Origin of the sequence: Microbulbifer sp. (genome assembly GCF_051659245.1) — a bacterium.
GTDB lineage: Bacteria > Pseudomonadota > Gammaproteobacteria > Pseudomonadales > Cellvibrionaceae > Microbulbifer.
Window position 1 is genome coordinate 1 of sequence record NZ_JBOFOC010000082.1, and the last position, 18,184, is coordinate 18,184.

The following is an 18,184-nucleotide window of genomic DNA, read 5'->3' on the forward strand; positions in this document are numbered from 1 at the left end:
CGTGAATACGTCCCTGTAGGCTTGTCCGCGAGGTCCCTCTCGCAGACAGTCCCGCAAACAGCCACCGGCATCAGCGCCTTCGCATTAAGTTCCGGTATTCATTTCCCGGGCCCCGAGTAGTACGAGATATCGATAATTCCTCTGTAAGTTATACGGGGTTATACAAGTGAAACATTTGCTATTGACCGGTTGCCTGCTGTTGGCGCTGGTGACGACACTGCCGGCCGCGAGCGCCGGCAGTGCCGTTTCGGAGCAGGCATCGCCGTCCGCCACACCGGCGCCCGAGGAGCCCGGCGGTGATCGCCAGGTACTACTGACGCGGCTCACCCAGGCCAGCCTGCGCGAGAGCGCAGAGGTGCTGGACCAGCTCGAGCGTTCCGGTGGCCGCGAGATGCGCGGACTTTTTGCCACCATGCTCGCGGGAGACCTTTACTACCAGCGCGAGACCGGCCGGTTGATGGCGGTACAAAAGAACCAGGCCGGCGAGCGGATCGGCAACGATATCTTTACCGGGGAGGACCTGGGGATACAGTCGCGTCGTTCGATCAAGAAAGTCCGCGTGAACAACCGCCTGCGCAGCCACCTGCGCGATGCCATTGCCCGCATTGATCTGATGCACGGGACTGAGGCGCAAAAAGAGGGCGCAGTGCTGGCAATCCTGGATGACCTGAGCCCGCAGAATATGCGCCTGCTGCAGGCCGCCGCCGGCGCCGGTCAGAGCGACAGGGTGAGCGAGCTGATTGAACTGGCGCAGGCGATGGTGGAGCTGCGCGATTCCAGCGTAACGGACGCGCGGCTGTCGGCTATCGCTGTGATGAGCGGGCGTCTCGAAGCGCCGGTGCGCAACCAGTTGAAGCGCCTGCTCGACGATGAGCGCGAAAGCGACAAAAAAATTCGCATGGCTGCTCAGCAAGCGCTGGAAGAAATTGAGGGCCGTATAGCGTTCTACGGTTTTATGGAGCAGCTGTTTTTTGGCCTGAGCCTCGGTTCGGTGCTGCTGCTCGCGGCCATCGGTCTGGCCATCACTTTTGGTGTGATGGGCGTGATCAATATGGCCCACGGCGAAATGATCATGCTCGGCGCCTATACCACCTACGTGGTGCAGCAGCTGATGCCCGGCGCCATCGAATACTCCCTGCTGGTGGCGGTGCCGGCGGCGTTCCTGGTTTCGGGGGGTGTGGGAGTGTTGATCGAACGCGGTGTCATCCGTCACCTGCAGGGGCGCCCGCTGGAAACCCTGCTGGCCACTTTCGGTATCAGCCTGATCCTGCAACAGGCAGTGCGTACAATTTTCTCGCCGCTCAATATGCCGGTGGTGACGCCCGGCTGGATGAGCGGCGCTTTCGCTATCAACCCGGTGTTCTCTGTCACCTTTAACCGCCTTTATATCCTGTTGTTTGCGCTCGCCGTATTTGCGCTGCTGCTGGTGACCCTGAAGAAAACTTCCCTGGGCCTGAATGTGCGCGCGGTGTCACAGAACCGCGACATGGCAAAGGCCATGGGGGTGCGCACGGAAATGGTGGATGCCATGACCTTCGGCCTGGGCTCGGGTATCGCCGGTGTGGCCGGTGTGGCGCTGAGCCAGCTGACCAATGTGGGGCCGAATCTCGGGCAGTCCTACATCATCGATTCATTCATGGTGGTGGTGTTCGGTGGCGTCGGCAATCTGCTCGGCACCCTCGTCGGTGGCTTCTCCCTCGGTGTGACCAACAAGTTCCTCGAGCCCGCCACCGGCGCGGTGCTGGCGAACATCATCGTGCTGGTGTGCCTGATCCTGTTTATCCAGAAGCGGCCCAAGGGGCTGTTTCCGCAGCGCGGGAGGGCCGCCGAATGACGACTGCGGAACACAACCGATCCCTGTTCGGCAACCTGGCCGGCGCGCTGGCGCGGCTGCGCGCGCCGGGCGAGGGGTCCTCGCTACTGGTGGCGATCCTGCTCGGGGTCACGCTGCTGATGTCGGCCGCCAACCTGCTGTTGCCCGCCGAATCGCCGCTATACGTGAGCACCTACACCATCACGCTGATGGGCAAGTACCTGTGCTTTGCCATGTTGGCGATGGCGGTGGATATTGTGTGGGGATACTGCGGCATCCTGAGCCTCGGTCACGGCGCCTTCTTCGCGCTGGGCGGCTATGGCATGGGCATGTACCTGATGCGCCAGATCGGCGATCGCGGTGTCTACGGCAATCCGGACCTGCCGGATTTCATGGTGTTCCTCAACTGGCAGGAGCTGCCCTGGTACTGGCACGGTATGGATCAGTTCTGGTTCGCGTTGCTGATGGCCCTGCTGGTGCCGGGCCTGCTGGCGTTTGTGTTCGGCTGGCTGGCGTTCCGGTCGCGCGTCACCGGGGTATACCTGTCGATCATGACCCAGGCGCTGACCTACGCCCTGATGCTGGCTTTCTTCCGCAACGAGATGGGGTTCGGCGGCAACAACGGCCTGACGGATTTCAAGGACATACTCGGCTTCGACCTGCAGGCGGATGGCACCCGCGTGGCCCTGCTGATGGCGACGGCGCTGCTATTGGCGCTTACCTTTGTCGCCAGCCGCGCCATCGTGCACTCGCGGCTCGGGCGCGTGGTGGTGGCCATCCGCGATGCCGAGCCGCGCGCGCGTTTTCTCGGCTACCGCACCGAAGGCTACAAGGTGTGGCTGTTCGTCTATTCCGCGCTGGTGGCGGCCGTGGCGGGCATGCTCTACGTGCCCCAGGTGGGCATCATCAATCCGGGAGAGTTTTCGCCACTCAATTCCATCGAGGTGGTGGTGTGGGTGGCGGTCGGCGGCCGCGGCACCTTGTACGGCGCCATAGTCGGTGCCCTGCTGGTGAACTACGCCAAGACCCGTTTTACCGCGGTGATGCCGGACGGCTGGCTGTTTGCCCTGGGCACCCTGTTCGTGGTGGTCACCGTACTGCTGCCGAAAGGCCTCGTCGGCCTGCTGCAGCGCGGCCGGCCGACAGATGCGGAAACGCGAGGGGAAAATAATACAGGCGAAGTTTCCGCAGGCAATGCGCCTGCGGAACCGATCACTGGGGAGGCTCGGGCATGAACGTAACGGCACAGGCACGCGAACTGCTGCGACGCGATACCACCTGGCCATTTCTGGTTCCGCGTCAGCGGGCCGTGGACGTCTCACATCAGGTGATCCTGTACGTCGAGGGGCTGAGTGTCAGTTTCGATGGCTTCAAGGCGTTGAACGATCTGAATCTCTATGTGAATGACGGCGAGCTGCGTTGCCTGATCGGGGCCAACGGCGCGGGCAAAACCACGCTGATGGACGTGATCACCGGCAAGACCCGCTGCGATAGCGGCAGCGCCTGGTTCGGCCAGAACATCGACCTGCTTGCGCACGACGAGGCGGCGATTGCGCAGCTGGGTATCGGGCGCAAATTCCAGAAGCCCACGGTGTTCGAGGCACATACGGTGTACACCAACCTGGAGCTCTCCCTGAAAGGCAGCAAGGGTGCCTGGTCTGCCCTGACCGCAGCCCTCAACGGTGAGCAGCGCGATCGCATCGACCGCGTGCTGGAAACCATCGGGCTGACGAAGGCGCGCTACCAACTTGCCGGCGCTCTCTCCCACGGGCAGAAGCAGTGGCTGGAAATCGGCATGTTGCTGGCGGCCGAGCCGCGCCTGCTGCTGATCGACGAACCCGTTGCGGGGATGACCGCGGAAGAGGCCGAGCGCACCGCGGAACTGCTCACCTCTTTGGCCGGCGAGCACACGGTGATCGTGGTGGAACACGATATGGAATTTGTGCGCAGCATTGCGCGTACGGTGACGGTACTGCACCAGGGGGCGGTACTGGCGGAGGGCACCATGGACCAGGTGCAGAGCAATCCCGATGTGATCGAGGTTTACCTGGGGGAGGGCGCATGATCCGAATCGAAAAACTCAACCAGAAATACGGCGGTACGCAGATTCTCTGGGATCTCGACCTGGATGTGGAAAAAGGTTCGTGCACCTGCATCATGGGCCGCAATGGCGCCGGCAAGACCACTTTGCTCAAGTGCCTGATGGGGCTGTTGCCGGCGAGCGACGGGCGCATTCTGTTCGGGGGCAAGCCCATTGAAGGGCGCGCGGCACAGGCGCGCGCGCATCTCGGCATCGGTTATGTGCCCCAGGGGCGGGATATTTTTCCGCTGCTGACGGTGGAGGAAAACCTGCAGATCGGACTGCCGGTGCGCAAGGACAAGGCGCGCCGGATTCCCCAGCGGATCTTTGAACTGTTTCCGGTGCTGAAGGACATGCTGCACCGCCGTGGCGGCGACCTGTCCGGCGGCCAGCAACAGCAACTGGCCATCGGGCGCGCACTGGTGATCGATCCCAAGGTATTGATCCTCGACGAACCCAATGAAGGTATTCAGCCCAACATCGTGCGCCAGATCGGCGATGTGATCCGGATGTTGAACGAGGAGGACGGGCTGACGGTTATCCTGGTGGAACAGAAACTGGGCTTCGCCCGCCGCGTTGGCCGCGAGTTCCGCCTGATGCAGAAGGGGCGGATTGTGGCCGCGGATCAAATGGCGAAACTGGACGACGGTTTGATCCGGCAGTACCTGGCGGTGTGAAGATTTCGGGCCTGAGAGTTTCTGTAGCCAGTTTGTAGGAGCCTGCCCTGCAGGCGATTGGGACAGTGCTATCGGCAATATTTGTTTCGCCAGCAGGGCTGGCTCCCACAGGGTTTCTCCTTAACTCAGTGCCATCCGGTCAGACACGAATGGCACTAAGTTAAGCGGAATCTCCCTGTAGGAGCCTGCTTGCAGGCGAATTGAGGTCGCGGCAAGGCACCGGGAATGTTCGCCTGCAAGCAGGCTCCTACAGCGTATCCTCAGGGACAGGAGCAACAACTCGGAGCTTAACTTAGTACCATTCGGGTCAGACACTAATACCGCTACCTTAAGCCGAAAATCGGCATATTTGTAGGATGGGCAAAGCGTAGTGTGCCCATCAAGGTCCTGGAAGATGGGCACGTCGCTACGCTCCTTTGCCCATCCTACGACTTCGTGCCATCCGGGTCAGACGCTGCGCCTGCCGGACAGGTTCAGCGTCAGTTCCAGCAGTCCTGTCCAGGGGTCCTGGTCCCTGCCGCCCTTGATGGCGCTGTCCACGGCGCGGGCGCGTAGCAGCAGGCCTTCCAACTGCCGCGGGCGCAGGCGGGCGAGGGCGGCCTGTACCAGTGGCTGGCGTTTCTGGATACGGACCAGGCGTGCGATGGGCTGGCCCTGGTCGAGCTTCCCGCCGATCTCCAGCAGGCTGCGGATTTCCCGTGCAATGGCCCAGAGCACCACCGGTGCCTCCACGCCCTCGGCGCGCAGGCCGTGCAGGGTTTTGATCGCGGCTTCCGCGTCCCCCGCCAGGGCCCTGTCGATCAGGCCGAAGACGTCGTAGCGGGCCGAGCTGGCCACGGCATCACTCATCACTTCGGCAGTGATCAGGTTGTCGGTATTGAGCAGCTTGAGTTTTTCTATCTCCTGGCTGGCGGCGAGCAGGTTGCCCTCCACCCGCTCTGCGAGAATCTGGATTGCCTCCGGCTCCGCATCCAGCCCCGCAGCGCGCAGGCGCTGGTGAATCCAGCGCGGCATTTCCCGGGCGTCCACCGGCCACACCTGTATCAATGCGCCTTTTGGTTCCAGCGATTTGATCCACTTGCTGTTGAGCTGGGAGCGGTCCAGCCTGGGCAGTACCAGCAACAGCAGCAGGTCGCCGTCGCTGACGGCGGCGAATTCCTGCAGCGCCTTGCTGCCCTTGTCGCCGGGCTTGCCGCTTGGCAGGCGCAGCTCGATGATTTTCTTTTCCGCAAACAGGGACAGGCTGCCGGCGGAGGCGAGCAGCAGGCCCCAGTCGAAGTTGTGTTCCGCGTGCAGCAGCTCGCGCTCGCTGAATCCCTGTTTCCTGGCTGCGGCGCGAATGCTGTCACAGCACTCCTGCACCAGCAGCGGCTCGTCGCCGGAGACGATGTAGATGGGGGTCAGACCCTTGTTCAAATTCTGCTGCAGTTGTCCGGGATTAATGCGCATCAGTAACTTCTGTCTTCTGCGGGCGCATTGACGTCGATGCGGCGCAGCCGGTCGATAATGCGGCCGATCAGTTCGCGGCGCATTTCCTCGCGCAGCAGGATCTCCTCCTCGCCCTTGCTCACCACTTCGTTGTCGTCCCACTCCAGGGTGCGGTAGACGTCTGCCTCGGCGTAGTTCAGCAGGGTGCGGCCGCTGCTGTCGCGCACACTGTAGATGGCGCTGGTGATCAGTTCGTACTCCGAGGCGCGGCCTCTGGCGTCCACCGCCACGGTGCGCTTGCGCTCTATTTCCTTGTGAATGGTCAGTACGTAGTCGGCTTCCTCGGGGGTTTCCGCCATGGGCACGCCGCCGTTTTGCAGCAGGCGGGTCAGTTCCCCGGCGATATCGCTGCGCGGGTCCTCCGCGAAGATGTACAGCTGGCTGCCCGGCGGGAAGTTCTTTGGCGCGCCGCGCAGGTGCCAGCCACAGCTGGCGGTGACGATTACCGTGAGCAGAATGAGGATGTGGTTGACTGCTTTTTTCATGGTTTACCCGAATTTGTGGGCGGGTCTGCGACCCGAAACCCTCTCCCCCAACCCCTCTCCCGCAAGCGGGAGAGGGGAGCTATTCTTTCCGAGTCCCGAGTCCCGAGTCCCGAGTCCCGAGTCCCGAGTCCCGAGTCCCGAACCATCCCGACCTTCGTTATTTCGCGACGATATTGACGAGCTTGCCCGGTACCACGATCACCTTGCGCACCGTGGCGTCGCCGATAAATTTCTGCACGTTCTCGTTGGATAGCGCCAGCTTTTCCAGAGTTTCTTTGTCCGCATCGGCCGGTGCTTCAAATTTCGCGCGCACCTTGCCGTTCACTTGCACCACCAGGGTGATGCTGGAGCGCACCAGCGCGTTTTCGTCCACCAGTGGCCACTGCGCGTCCACCAGCGGTGTGTTGTTGCCCAGCGCCTGCCACAGGCTGTGGCAGATATGCGGAGTCACGGGCGCGAGCAGCAGTACAGCGGCCTGCAGTGCTTCCCGTTCCACCGCCAGGCCTTGAGCGCTTTCGCGCTCCGCCAGCCTGCCCACTTCGTTGAGCAGTTCCATCACCGCGGCCACGGCGGTATTGAAGGTCTGGCGGCGACCGTAGTCGTCGCTGACTTTCTGGATGGTCTCGTGGGTCTTGCGGCGCAGCTGCTGTTGTTGTTCGTTGAGCGCATCGGTGTCGATGTTTGCACTGCTGCCGCCGGCAGCCCGGTGGCTGTGTACTGTCTTCCACAGTTTGCGCAGGAATCGGCTGGCGCCCTCCACGCCGGCGTCGTGCCACTCCAGGGTCTGTTCCGGCGGCGCGGCGAACATGGTGAACAGGCGCACGGTGTCCGCGCCGTACTGCTCCACTGTGGCGTGGGGATCTATGCCGTTGTTCTTGGACTTGGACATCTTGACCACGCCGCCGGGAATCACCTCCTCGCCGGTGGCGCGCTCGACGGCGCGGATCGGTTTGCCCTTGTCGTCGCGCTCCACATCCACGTCGGCGGGGGCGATCCAGGTCTTGTGGCCGTCGGTCTCCCGGTAAAAGGATTCCGCCAGCACCATGCCCTGGCACAGCAGCCGCTCGAAGGGTTCGTCGCTGTTCACCAGGCCTTCGTCGCGCATCAGCTTGTGGAAGAAGCGCGCGTAGAGCAGGTGAAGGATGGCGTGTTCGATGCCGCCCACGTACTGGTCCACCGGCAGCCAGTAGTTGGCGCGCTCTGGGTCCAGCATTCCCTGGTCGAAATCCGGGCAGGTGTAGCGGGCGTAGTACCAACTGGATTCCATAAAGGTGTCGAAGGTGTCGGTCTCGCGCTCCACCGGCTCGCCGTTCAACTCGTCTTTGCGCCACGCCGGGTCTGCCTTGATCGGCGACTGGACACCGTCCAGTTCCACATCCTCAGGCAGCAGTATCGGCAGCTTATCAGCCGGTACAGGGATCTCGCCGCCGTCGGCCAGGTTGAATATGGGGATGGGGGCGCCCCAGTAGCGCTGGCGGGATACGCCCCAGTCGCGCAGCCGGTAGTTGGTGGTGACGCGGCCCTTACCCGCGGCCTTCAGAGCCTCGGCGATGGCGTCGAAGGCGGCACTGAAATCGAGTCCGTCGAACTGTTCAAAACCTGGGCCGGAATTCACCAGCCGGCCTTTCTCCACGAAGGCTTCCTTTTCCAGGTCGATGGTTTCGCCGTCTGCAGGCTCCACCACCTGTTTGATCGGCAGGTGGTATTTGTGTGCGAATTCCCAGTCCCGCTGGTCGTGGGCCGGCACCGCCATCACGGCGCCGGAGCCGTAGTCCATCAGCACATAGTTGGCGATCCACACCGGAACCTCCTCCCCGGTGATCGGGTGGATGGCTTTGAGACCGGTGTCCATCCCTTTCTTCTCCATGGTGGCCATATCGGCCTCGGAAAGGGACTGCCTCTTGCACTCGGCGATAAATTCCTTCAGTTCGGGGTTGTCTTCCGCCAGCGCCAGGGCGATGGGGTGCTCGGCGGCGAGGGAGACGTAGGTGACACCCATCAGGGTGTCCGGACGGGTGGTGTAGACATCGAAGTGGTCGACGCCGGCGATGGGCTGCGGCAGCGCGAAGCTCAGCTCCACCCCCTTGCTCTTGCCGATCCAGTTGCGCTGCATGGTGCGCACCTGTTCCGGCCAGTGGGGCAGCTTGTCCAGGTCGGCGAGCAGTTCTTCCGCGTAGTCGGTGATCTTGATGAACCACTGCGCCAGTTCGCGGCGCTCCACGGTGGTGCCGCAACGCCAGCAGCAGCCGTCTTCCACCTGTTCGTTGGCCAGTACCGTTTGGTCGTGGGGGCACCAGTTCACCGCCGAGTTTTTCTTGTAGACGAGGCCCTTTTCATAGAGGCGGGTGAAGAACCACTGTTCCCAGCGGTAGTAGGACGGCTGGCAGGTGGCCAATTCCCGGGACCAGTCGAAGCCGAAGCCCAGCGCCTTCAACTGGCCTTTCATGTAATCGATATTGGCGTAGGTCCACACAGCCGGCGCCGTCTTGTTCTGGATGGCCGCGTTCTCCGCCGGCAGGCCGAAGGCGTCCCAGCCCATGGGGTGCAGTACATTCTTGCCCTGCATGCGCTGGTAGCGGGAGATCACGTCGGTGATGGTGTAATTGCGCACATGGCCCATGTGCAGCTTGCCGCTGGGATAGGGGAACATGGATAGGCAGTAGAACTTCTCCCTGCTGGGGTCCTCCGTCACTTCAAAGCTCTTCTGCTCCTCCCAGAACTGCTGGGCGGATGCTTCGATTGCGGAGGGGTTGTACTGCTCTTCCATTGATTGGGGACCTATACTCTGTGATCGAAATTTGAGGGGAAATTTTCAACCTACCCTGTAGGAGCGACATCGTTTACGATGCCGAAGCGCCGAATTATAGGAGGGATGCCGTGACGAAGGAACCGAAGCTGCCGCCGGAAGACGAGGACATGACAGAAGAATTGCGCCGGGACCTGGAGAACCTGATAGAGGACGAACTGGCGGTGGAAGATCTCACCGCGAATAAGGTGGCCTTCCTGCGCGCCTGGTTGAAAGATGATCTGCACCGTGCCGGAGACTATATGCGCGGGTTGGGCGGTGAAATTCGGACTCTGGAAGAGCGCACCAGCGACTGGCTGCTGGATGCCGCCGACCCTACCGAGACCGCCTGGCCCAACCTGATGCGCTGTATCCGGCGGGGCCAGCCCTGGGCCCTGGCCGGGGAGCGGGTCGGCGCCGGCGAGGAGTTGCAGTGCCTGGGCTGCGGCTACCGCGCCATGCCGCCGGAGAACAGCCAGATCACTCCCTGCCACCGCTGCGGCTACGGCTGCTTCCGGCAGATCGAAGGCGGCCTGGACGAATAGGGGTGGAAGCGCACACCACTCTGGCCGCCCTGGTGATGCCGCCGTTCCTCCCCCTGCTGGGTCTGTTGCTGGCCTTTGTCCTCTGGTGTTTTCCCGCCGCTTCGCCTTTCGCCAAACTGTCACTGCCCCTTGCTATCCTGTCCTTTGCCGTCCTGTGGGTTTGCGCGACACCGGCCTTCTCCTCCTGGCTGGGGGAGCGGCTGGACAGGATATCGCCGGCGCCGGAGGCGGTGCCCCAGGCGGTGGTGATTCTGGGTGGCGGCCGTTACCGGGATGAGAATTCCGGTAACGAGCGCGTTTCCGCCACCAGCCTGGAGCGGGTGGTCCGGGCTATGGAAAAGGCTCCCCGGCAGCTGCCGCTGATGGTTTCCGGGGGGCGGGTATACGAGGGGGAGCGGGCCCCGGAGGCCGAACTGATGGCCGGGGTGATACAGGAGCTGTTTCAACGCCCGGTGACTTGGCGCGAGAATTGCAGTCGGACAACCGCAGAGAATGCGGTCAACAGTGCGGCGCTGCTGCACGGTTCCGGTGTGGAAAGTGTGGTGCTGGTAACCCACTGGTGGCATATGCCCCGCGCCGCGGAGGTGTTCGCCCGCTCCGGGCTGCAGGTGCAGCCTCTGCCGGTGGGGACTTCGGCCGAACTGCTGCCCCGGGCGCAGAGCGGACTGCTGCGCTGGCTGCCCAGCGCCCCGGCGCTGCTGCGCACCCAGGTGTACTGGCGGGAATGGCTGGCGCGCCGGTGGTACCACTGGACGGCCCTGCCGCCGGTGAGATCCTCCTGTTGAGGAACCTTTGGGGCGATGACAGCTCTTAAGCAGTCAACCCGACACCGAAATTCAGGAATCGTTGAAAGTACCCGGCAAGTCCGGGCGCCCGTAGGGGGCTCACAGTCGATTGAGCGGACTGCCGGCAACTGTAGAAGTGGAGTGACGGCTGTGGACAACAATGAGAGAGGTACTTTCGAGATGACGGGCATCCCTTCGTCTTTTTCCCCAATCCAATTGCACAATCGTCTCAACCGCCCCGTGTGGCTGGGTTTCAGGCAGGGGCAGCAGGACGACCGCCAACTGGTGTTTCTGTGCAGCGGCACGGACAGGGCGGCCCAGGTTTGCAAGAACTTCGAGACTTTTGCCGGGCAGATTGTGCGCGAGTTCAACCTCGATCCCGCCCTGGTGGATTTCGTCGAGTTGCGCTGCGAGGACGACGAGCATCAGTGGTACCGCTGGCATGCCCAGTGGGTGGGTACCGCGCCCATGGAATGCCGCGCCGAGCAGGTGGTGGGGGAGGCGGGTCGCCGCTACCTCGCCCAGGCCCTCAGCCGCCCGATTGAGGCCGCGTAGCGAGTCCAAGGAGCGCAGCGACGTGCCCATCTTTCGGGTCTTGATGGGCACGCTGCGCTTTGCCCATCCTACAAACTTAGTGCTTCGAATTAACGCATCTGTTCCCTGACTTCTGGCTTCCGTCCTCTGGAAAGCAGGTCTTCCAGCGCCTGCTCCAGGGTGGGAAAGCGAAAGGTGTAGCCGCTGTCCAGGGCGGTGCGCGGCTCCATTTTCTGGCTGGCCAGTAGCAGTTCCTCGGCCATTTCCCCGAACATCAGTTTCAGCATCCACGCGGGTGTGCGCACCAGGCTGGGGCGATGCAACTGCTTGGCCAGCAGGCGGGCGAAACTGTTGTTGGTCACCGCTTCGGGGGCGCAGGCGTTGAATGGCTGGCAGAGCCGTTGGTCGATGACGTGCAGCATCAGCCCTACGATATCCTCCTCGTGAATCCAGCTCATCCAGTGTTCGCCGGAACTCAGCGGGCCGCCCAGCCCCAGGCGAAAGGCCGGCAGCATCTGCGTCAGCGCGCCGCCGCGGGTGGAGAGGACTATGGCAGTGCGCATAATGCCCACGCAGACGCCGGCCTGCCGCAGGGGCAGGGTGGCGGCCTCCCAGTCGCGGCACAGCTGCGCCGCGAAGCCGCCTCCGGGGCTGCTGCTTTCCCGCAGCAGGTCGCCGCCGCGGTCGCCGTAATAGCCCACTGCGGAGCCGGAGAGAAAATAAGACGGCCGCTGTTCCCGGGACAGGGACCATTCCACCAGGTTTTCGGTGATTTCCAGGCGGGAGCGGCGAATTTGCGCGCGGCGCTTGCTGTTCCAGCGGCGCGAGATGGACTCGCCCGCCAGGTTCACTACCACGTCGACCGGTGCCTGGACTTCGGTGAGATTGCGGCAGCTCACGGCCGTCTCGCCGCAGAGGTCGCGCACCTGTTCCGGCCTCCGGCTGAGCACCGTGATCGTATCGCCGCGGGCCAGCCAATACTGGCAAAACAGGCGGCCGATCAGGCCAGTGCCACCGCTGATTAAACAGTGCATAGGGAAGGCATCCGTGCCGGCATTTGACTAGAGGCTAGGCGTATCGCGATCGACGCGGGACGGTAGGGGGCGCCGACACTGTGATACGGCTTATGCGCAGTTTAGGTGAAAGTGGAGCGGTAAGCGGCAAATTTATACGCCGTCCTCGCCCCGGCTGGCGCGGGTTTTCAGTCCGATGCCTCGCCAGCCAGCGGGGTATCCGACTGCGGGGTGTTTCTGCGCCGCAGCAGCAGCGCGGAAACCAGCATCGGCAGCGCCAGCGCGAAGACGCCCCAGACGCCCGCGAGCATAAACGGCGTGTTGCCGCTCGCCGCGCGGATTCGGCCGACCAGTTCGGCCCGCTCGAACTGCGGCAGTCTGTCGATGATCTGCCCGCGGGGGTCCACGATGGCGGTCACGCCGGTGTTGGTGCCGCGCACCAGGTAGCGGCCGGTTTCCAGCGCGCGCATCTGCGCCATCTGCATATGCTGCAACGGACCGATGGAGTCGCCGAACCAGGCGTCGTTGCTGATGGTCAGCAGCACCTGGGCGGATAGGGCGCTGTCCGCCACTATCTGCGGGTAGACGATCTCGTAGCAGATCAGCGGGGCCCAGCTGGCACCGCCGGCGTGCAGCGGTTGCTGGCCTTCATCCCCCGGGCGAATGAAGGAGGTGGGCAGGTCGAAGAACTCGATGGTGCCGCGAATCCACTCCTCCAGCGGAACATATTCGCCGAAGGGCACCAGGTGGCGCTTGTGATATACCTGCGGACTGCGCCCGAAAACCGCCGCCGAGTTGTGTATCCTGTGCAGGCCGTTGTCGTCGCGGTCGTAGAGTATGCCGCTGACCAGGTCGATGCCGCTGTTTTCCGCGTTGCGCTGCAGTGCCTGCATCAGGTTGGGCGCCTGGCGGTAGAGCAGCGGCAGCGCCGCCTCGGGCCAGACGATCACGTCCACGCCGCGTTCGCTCAGAACCCGGGTGCCGTCCTGGTAGCGGCTGATGGTTTCGCCGCGGAACTCCGGGAGCCACTTCTTCTCCTGGGGAATATTGGCCTGCACCAGGCCCACGGCAATTTCCTTCCCCTCCGGTGCCGTCCACTCCACCTGCGACAGCAGTGCACCCAGCGGCCAGGGGAGGGCCGCTGCCAGCAGCAGGGCGATGTGTGTGCGCTTGTTTTCCGGGGTCAGCAGCGGCGCCAGGCGCCCGCTGGCGGCAAGGGCGATCACCGCCGCGGTGAAGGCCAGCAGCAGGCCGATACCGTAGACGCTCACCACCGGCGCCCAGCCGGACAGCCAGGTGCCGATATGGGCGTAGCCGGCAAACAGCCAGGGGAAGCCGGTAAAGATCCAGCTGCGCAGCCACTCGCTGACAAACCAAAGGGCGGCGAAGGCGAGGGCGAAGCTGATTTTGTTGTCGGTAAAACGGCCGAGGAAGTAAAACGGCAGTGCCAGCAGCAGCGCCATAATGGCCACGAAGGCGCCGGTGAGCAGCAGGCCCAGGGGAACCGATGAGCCGCCGAACTGGGTGATGGAGATATATACCCAGGAGCCGCCGCTGGCGAACAGGCCCAGGCCGTAGCAGAACGCCAGCCACAGGCTGCGGCCTCCGCCGAGCTGCCGACCTTCGCCGGCGGCGCGCAGGTTCAGCCAGGCCAGCAGCGAGAGGGACAGCAGGCCGCAGATCCACCAGCCGAAAGGGGCTAGGGAGAGGGTTAGCAGGGCGCCGGCGGCGGCCGCCAATGCGGAATGCGGAATGCGGAATGCGGAATGTTTACTCATTCAGTCCCCGGATCGGCTCCAATTTTTGGTACTGGCCTGATTCCAACTGTCGGTAGGTGCGCTGCGCTTATCCATCCCACGCCATTCCGCATTCCTCATTCCGCATTCATCATTCGACTCACCCGCAGCAGGTGAACCTGCCGGTTGTCCGCGTAGAGCACGCGGAAGGTGAAATTCCCCAGCCGGGTGACTTCGTCGCGTCCGGGCAGGTGGCCGAAGGACTGCATGACCAGGCCGCCGACGGTGTCGAACTCCTCGTCGCTGAGCTCGCTGTCGAAGTAGTGGTTGAAGTCCTCGATGGGGGTGAGAGCCTTGACGATATAGTCGTTGTCGCCCACCTTGCGGATAAAGCTGTCCGCTTCCTCCTCGTCGGTCTCGTCCTCGATCTCGCCGACGATTTCCTCGAGGATATCCTCGATGGTGACCACGCCGGAGACGCCGCCGTACTCGTCGATCACGACCGCCATATGGTAGCGGTTCTCGCGGAATTCGCGCAGCAGGATGTTCAGGCGCTTGCTCTCGGGAATGATATTGGCCGGGCGGATGATGTCCTCGAACTGGAATTCCTCCACGCCCTTCAGTACCAGCGGCAACAGGTCCTTGGCCAGCAGGATGCCGCGGATATCATCCACGCTTTCACCGATCACCGGGAAGCGGGAGTGGCCGGATTCGATGATTTTGGGCAGGAACTCCTCGGGCTTGTCCTGCAGGCTGACCACCACCATCTGCGAGCGGGGGATCATGATCTCGCGCACCTGCTGGCTGGATACGTCCAGCGCGCCCTCGATGATGGACAGGGCCTCCGCGTCCACCAGTTGGTTTTCCGCGGCATCCTTGATGATATCCAGCAACTCGTCCCGGGATTTGGGTTCTGCGGAAAAAGCGCCGAGAAGCTTTTCCAGCCAGTTTTTCTCCCCCGATCGGGGTTTGCCGGAAGAGCGACTACTTGGGGGCTCGTCTGTGGTCATGGATGTGGCCATGCTCCGGGTTACTCGTGTTCGTCCAATTCTTTTGCCGTATAGGGGTCGGGGAATCCCAATCCCTCCAGCAACCGGGTTTCCAGGCCTTCCATGATTTCCGCGTCCGCGTCCTCGATATGGTCGTAGCCCAGAAGGTGCAGTGTGCCATGGACTACCATGTGTGCCCAGTGCGCCGGGAGCGCTTTGTGCTGCTGGTCAGCCTCCCGGGCGACCACCGGGGCGCAGATCACCAGGTCGCCGAGCAGGGGCAAGCCCAGCTCTTCGGGAAGATCGGCGGGGAAGGACAGGACATTGGTGGGCTTGTCTTTGCCGCGATAGCGGCTGTTGAGCGCGCGGCTCTCTTCCTCGTCGACGATGCGCACGCTGAGCTCCGCGGATTCGCGTGCATCGCCGATTGCGGCGCGCGCCCAGGCGGCTATCTGTCCATCGCCGGGAAGGCCGGAGCAGCGGCTGGGCCGCTGCACGTCGAGTTGAAGATCCATGAGCTAGGCTGCGTCTTCGTCCGGCTTGTCGACCAGGGCGTCGCGGGCCGCTTCGTAGGTGTCGTAGGCCTCCACGATGCGCTGTACCAGCGGGTGGCGGACCACGTCTTTGGCACCGAAGTGGGTGAAGCTGATGCCGTTCACCTTGCCCAGTACCTCGATGGCGTGGCGCAGGCCGGAGGCCTGGCCGCGGGGCAGGTCGATCTGGCTGGGGTCGCCGGTGATGACCGCGGTGGAGCCGAAACCGATACGGGTCAGGAACATCTTCATCTGTTCCCGGGTGGTGTTCTGGCTCTCGTCGAGGATCACGAAGGCGTTGTTCAGGGTGCGCCCGCGCATATAGGCCAGCGGTGCCACCTCGATCACATTGCGCTCGATCAGCTTGCCCACGGTCTCGAAACCGAGCATTTCGTAGAGGGCGTCGTACAGCGGGCGCAGATAGGGGTCCACCTTCTGGCTCAGGTCGCCGGGGAGGAAGCCGAGCTTCTCGCCCGCCTCTACCGCCGGCCGCACCAGCAGGATACGCTCCACTTGGTCTTTCAGCAGGGCCTCTACCGCGCAGGCCACTGCCAGGTAGGTCTTGCCCGTACCCGCCGGGCCCACGCCGAAGTTGATGTCGTTGTTCTGCACCGCGCGCACATACTTGCGCTGGTTGAGACCGCGCGGGCGCACGGAGCACTTCTTGGTGCGGATCAGCACTACCTGTTCCGTCTCCGCGCCCTCGCTCGCCGGTTTCTCCAGCAACTCCTCGACACCGGATTCCTGCAGGGCGAGGTGGACCTCGTCCGGTGTCAGGTGGTCGCGGTCGCCGGTTTCCCGGTACAGGGAACTGAGCAGTTCGCCGGCGGCGCGGGCGGACTCGGGCTCCCCGTAGAGGGCGAACTGATTGCCGCGATTGCGGATCTCGATATCCAATCGCTGTTCAATCTGGCGCAGGTGTTGATCGAATTGGCCACAGAGATTGGCCAGGCGGCGGGCGTCGTTGGGCTCAAGCGTGATACTGTGAGCGAGGGTATAAGTTTCCAAATTGGTTTCCGGCACCTTTGTTTAGGGGGTTCATTGCTAGGGTATACCCATTTTCCCAGTATGGGAAAGGGGAGAATGTGACGAATAGGTTCTAAACAGTCCAAACCCTTATACCGTTGCGGTATTACCGCTGTAGGAGCGGCGGGGCGGATGGCCGCCCCGCCGCTCCTACAGGGAAAACCAGTCGAATTACCCCAGCGGGCCGTCCAGTTCCGAGGCCACCAGGGTCCCGCGCAGCGAGTTGGGCAGCGCCTCCTCGATCAGCACATCCGCGAACCTGCCGATCAGCCCCAGGTCGCCGGCGCGGAAGTTGACCACCCGGTTGTTCTCGGTGCGCCCCTGCAATTGCCCTGGGTCCTTGCGCGATACGCCGGTGACCAGTACCCGTTCGGTATTCCCCACCATGCGCCGGGAAATGGCCGCGGCCTGCTGGTTGAGGCGGTTCTGCAGCAGTTGCAGACGCTCTTTCTTGACCTCTGCCGGGGTTTCGTCCGGCAGGTCCGCCGCCGGGGTGCCCGGGCGCGGCGAGTAGATGAAGCTGAAGGAGGTGTCGAAGCCCACTTCCTGGATCAGGTTCATGGTGGCCTCGAAGTCCCGCTCGGTCTCGCCGGGAAAGCCGACGATAAAATCTGAAGACAGGGAAATGTCCGGGCGGATTTTCTTCAGCCGGCGGAGCTTGGATTTGTACTCCAGAGCCGTGTGGCCGCGCTTCATCGCCATGAGTATGCGGTCGGAACCGCTCTGCACCGGCAGGTGCAGGTGGTTCACCAGCTCCGGCACCTCGGCGTAGACATCGATCAGCGCGTCGGAGAACTCCACCGGGTGGGAGGTGGTGTAGCGGATACGGTCGATGCCGTCGATGGCCGCTACATAGGTGATCAGCTCGGCGAAATCGACGATCTGGCCGTCGCCGCCGGGGGCCCGGTAGGCGTTCACATTCTGCCCCAGCAGGTTCACCTCGCGCACCCCCTGGTCCGCCAGGTGGGCTACTTCCTCGAGCACGTCCGCCAGCGGGCGGCTCACTTCCTCGCCGCGAGTGTAGGGCACCACACAGAAAGTGCAGTACTTGGAGCAGCCCTCCATAATCGAAACGAAAGCGGTGGCGCCGTCCGCTTCCGGCTGCGGCAGGCGGTCGAATTTCTCGATCTCCGGGAAGCTGACGTCCACCACCACGGCGCCGTTCTTCTGCGCTCTGGTCTGCATCATCTCCGGCAGCCGGTGCAGGGTCTGGGGGCCGAAGATCAGGTCCACATGGGGCGCGCGCCTGGCGATGGCCTCGCCCTCCTGGCTGGCTACGCAGCCGCCCACGCCGATGATCAGGTCGGGATTCTTTTCCTTCAGGTGCTTCCAGCGGCCCAGCTGGTGGAACAATTTTTCCTGGGCCTTTTCGCGGATGGAACAGGTGTTGACCAGCAGTACGTCCGCGTCTTCCGGGTCGTCGGTGGGCACCATGGCGTGGGATTCTCCGAGCAGGTCGCGCATGCGCGCCGAATCGTACTCGTTCATCTGGCAGCCGTGGGTCTTGATATAGAGCTTTTTCACCGAAGTTTCGGACATATCACGCCTGGTTAAAAACTGTTCAGCCAAAATGGTGGGGCATTATAGCGATCCCACTTCCGGCTGCATAGACGGGCTATATTGAGGCTGTTATCCTTGCCCGCTTTTTCGGGTGCAGCTCCCGCCCAGACTAATATTTCCCTGGCCAGGACCTTT

General features: G+C 63.2%; 16 protein-coding genes. 7 read left to right on the forward strand and 9 right to left on the reverse strand.

Annotated features, from left to right (window positions below; genetic code table 11):
- The first annotated feature begins 166 nt into the window (after nt 1-166).
- Genes urtB through urtE form a run of 4 tightly spaced genes read left to right on the forward strand, consistent with a single transcriptional unit; the run spans nt 167 to nt 4,570 of the window.
- On the forward strand, nt 167-1,834 hold the full coding sequence (gene urtB / locus ACRC0P_RS08840) for an urea ABC transporter permease subunit UrtB (protein WP_438629981.1): 1,668 nt from the start codon (nt 167-169) through the stop codon (nt 1,832-1,834).
- Nucleotides 1,831-3,048, forward strand: coding sequence for an urea ABC transporter permease subunit UrtC (gene urtC, locus ACRC0P_RS08845; protein WP_438629983.1), 1,218 nt, complete (start codon nt 1,831-1,833; stop codon nt 3,046-3,048). Before urtB ends, urtC begins: the two co-directional genes overlap by 4 nt.
- Complete coding sequence (gene urtD / locus ACRC0P_RS08850) at nt 3,045-3,878, forward strand: urea ABC transporter ATP-binding protein UrtD (RefSeq protein WP_438629985.1); 834 nt, start codon at nt 3,045-3,047, stop codon at nt 3,876-3,878. The genes urtC and urtD overlap by 4 nt, the downstream gene beginning before the upstream one ends.
- Complete coding sequence (gene urtE, locus ACRC0P_RS08855; protein WP_438629987.1) at nt 3,875-4,570, forward strand: urea ABC transporter ATP-binding subunit UrtE; 696 nt, start codon at nt 3,875-3,877, stop codon at nt 4,568-4,570. Before urtD ends, urtE begins: the two co-directional genes overlap by 4 nt.
- Before the next feature lie 447 nt (nt 4,571-5,017).
- Here urtE and holA read toward each other — a convergent pair whose 3' ends face one another.
- The 3 genes from holA to leuS all read right to left on the reverse strand — a co-directional run bounded on the left by holA (nt 5,018) and on the right by leuS (nt 9,310).
- Entirely contained in the window at nt 5,018-6,019 is a 1,002-nt protein-coding gene (gene holA, locus ACRC0P_RS08860; protein WP_438629989.1) for a DNA polymerase III subunit delta, read from the reverse strand.
- Entirely contained in the window at nt 6,019-6,543 is a 525-nt protein-coding gene (locus tag ACRC0P_RS08865) for an LPS-assembly lipoprotein LptE (RefSeq protein WP_438629991.1), read from the reverse strand. The genes holA and ACRC0P_RS08865 overlap by 1 nt, the downstream gene beginning before the upstream one ends.
- A gap of 157 nt (nt 6,544-6,700) precedes the next feature.
- The gene (gene leuS, locus ACRC0P_RS08870; RefSeq protein ID WP_438629993.1) at nt 6,701-9,310 is read right to left on the reverse strand and encodes a leucine--tRNA ligase; all 2,610 of its coding nucleotides are present in this window, start codon (nt 9,308-9,310) and stop codon (nt 6,701-6,703) included.
- A gap of 110 nt (nt 9,311-9,420) precedes the next feature.
- On the opposite strand from leuS, the gene ACRC0P_RS08875 reads away from it, so the two are divergent.
- From ACRC0P_RS08875 to ACRC0P_RS08885, 3 genes are all read left to right on the forward strand, one after another.
- Nucleotides 9,421-9,873 (forward strand): zinc ribbon-containing protein, encoded by a 453-nt coding sequence (locus ACRC0P_RS08875; RefSeq protein WP_438629995.1) that lies wholly within the window; start codon nt 9,421-9,423, stop codon nt 9,871-9,873.
- 2 nt (nt 9,874-9,875) lie between these two features.
- Nucleotides 9,876-10,658, forward strand: coding sequence for a YdcF family protein (locus ACRC0P_RS08880; protein ID WP_438629997.1), 783 nt, complete (start codon nt 9,876-9,878; stop codon nt 10,656-10,658).
- Between the two features lie 150 nt (nt 10,659-10,808).
- Nucleotides 10,809-11,213 (forward strand): hypothetical protein, encoded by a 405-nt coding sequence (locus tag ACRC0P_RS08885; protein WP_438629999.1) that lies wholly within the window; start codon nt 10,809-10,811, stop codon nt 11,211-11,213.
- Between the two features lie 89 nt (nt 11,214-11,302).
- Here ACRC0P_RS08885 and ACRC0P_RS08890 read toward each other — a convergent pair whose 3' ends face one another.
- From ACRC0P_RS08890 to miaB, 6 genes are all read right to left on the reverse strand, one after another.
- Nucleotides 11,303-12,226 carry a TIGR01777 family oxidoreductase gene (locus ACRC0P_RS08890; RefSeq protein WP_438630001.1) on the reverse strand — a complete coding sequence of 308 codons (924 nt, stop codon included), beginning with the start codon at nt 12,224-12,226 and terminating at the stop codon, nt 11,303-11,305.
- Between the two features lie 167 nt (nt 12,227-12,393).
- Entirely contained in the window at nt 12,394-13,983 is a 1,590-nt protein-coding gene (gene lnt / locus ACRC0P_RS08895; protein ID WP_438630003.1) for an apolipoprotein N-acyltransferase, read from the reverse strand.
- 95 nt (nt 13,984-14,078) lie between these two features.
- Nucleotides 14,079-14,963 (reverse strand): HlyC/CorC family transporter, encoded by an 885-nt coding sequence (locus tag ACRC0P_RS08900; RefSeq protein ID WP_438630005.1) that lies wholly within the window; start codon nt 14,961-14,963, stop codon nt 14,079-14,081.
- An 8-nt stretch (nt 14,964-14,971) separates the two neighbouring features.
- Nucleotides 14,972-15,445, reverse strand: coding sequence for an rRNA maturation RNase YbeY (gene ybeY / locus ACRC0P_RS08905; RefSeq protein ID WP_438630007.1), 474 nt, complete (start codon nt 15,443-15,445; stop codon nt 14,972-14,974).
- A 3-nt stretch (nt 15,446-15,448) separates the two neighbouring features.
- A complete protein-coding gene (locus ACRC0P_RS08910; RefSeq protein ID WP_438630009.1) occupies nt 15,449-16,471 on the reverse strand; it encodes a PhoH family protein in 1,023 nt (340 codons plus the stop codon).
- 189 nt (nt 16,472-16,660) lie between these two features.
- Nucleotides 16,661-18,028, reverse strand: a complete 1,368-nt coding sequence (gene miaB / locus ACRC0P_RS08915; protein WP_438630011.1) for a tRNA (N6-isopentenyl adenosine(37)-C2)-methylthiotransferase MiaB — start codon at nt 18,026-18,028, stop codon at nt 16,661-16,663.
- Nucleotides 18,029-18,184: the final 156 nt, after the last annotated feature.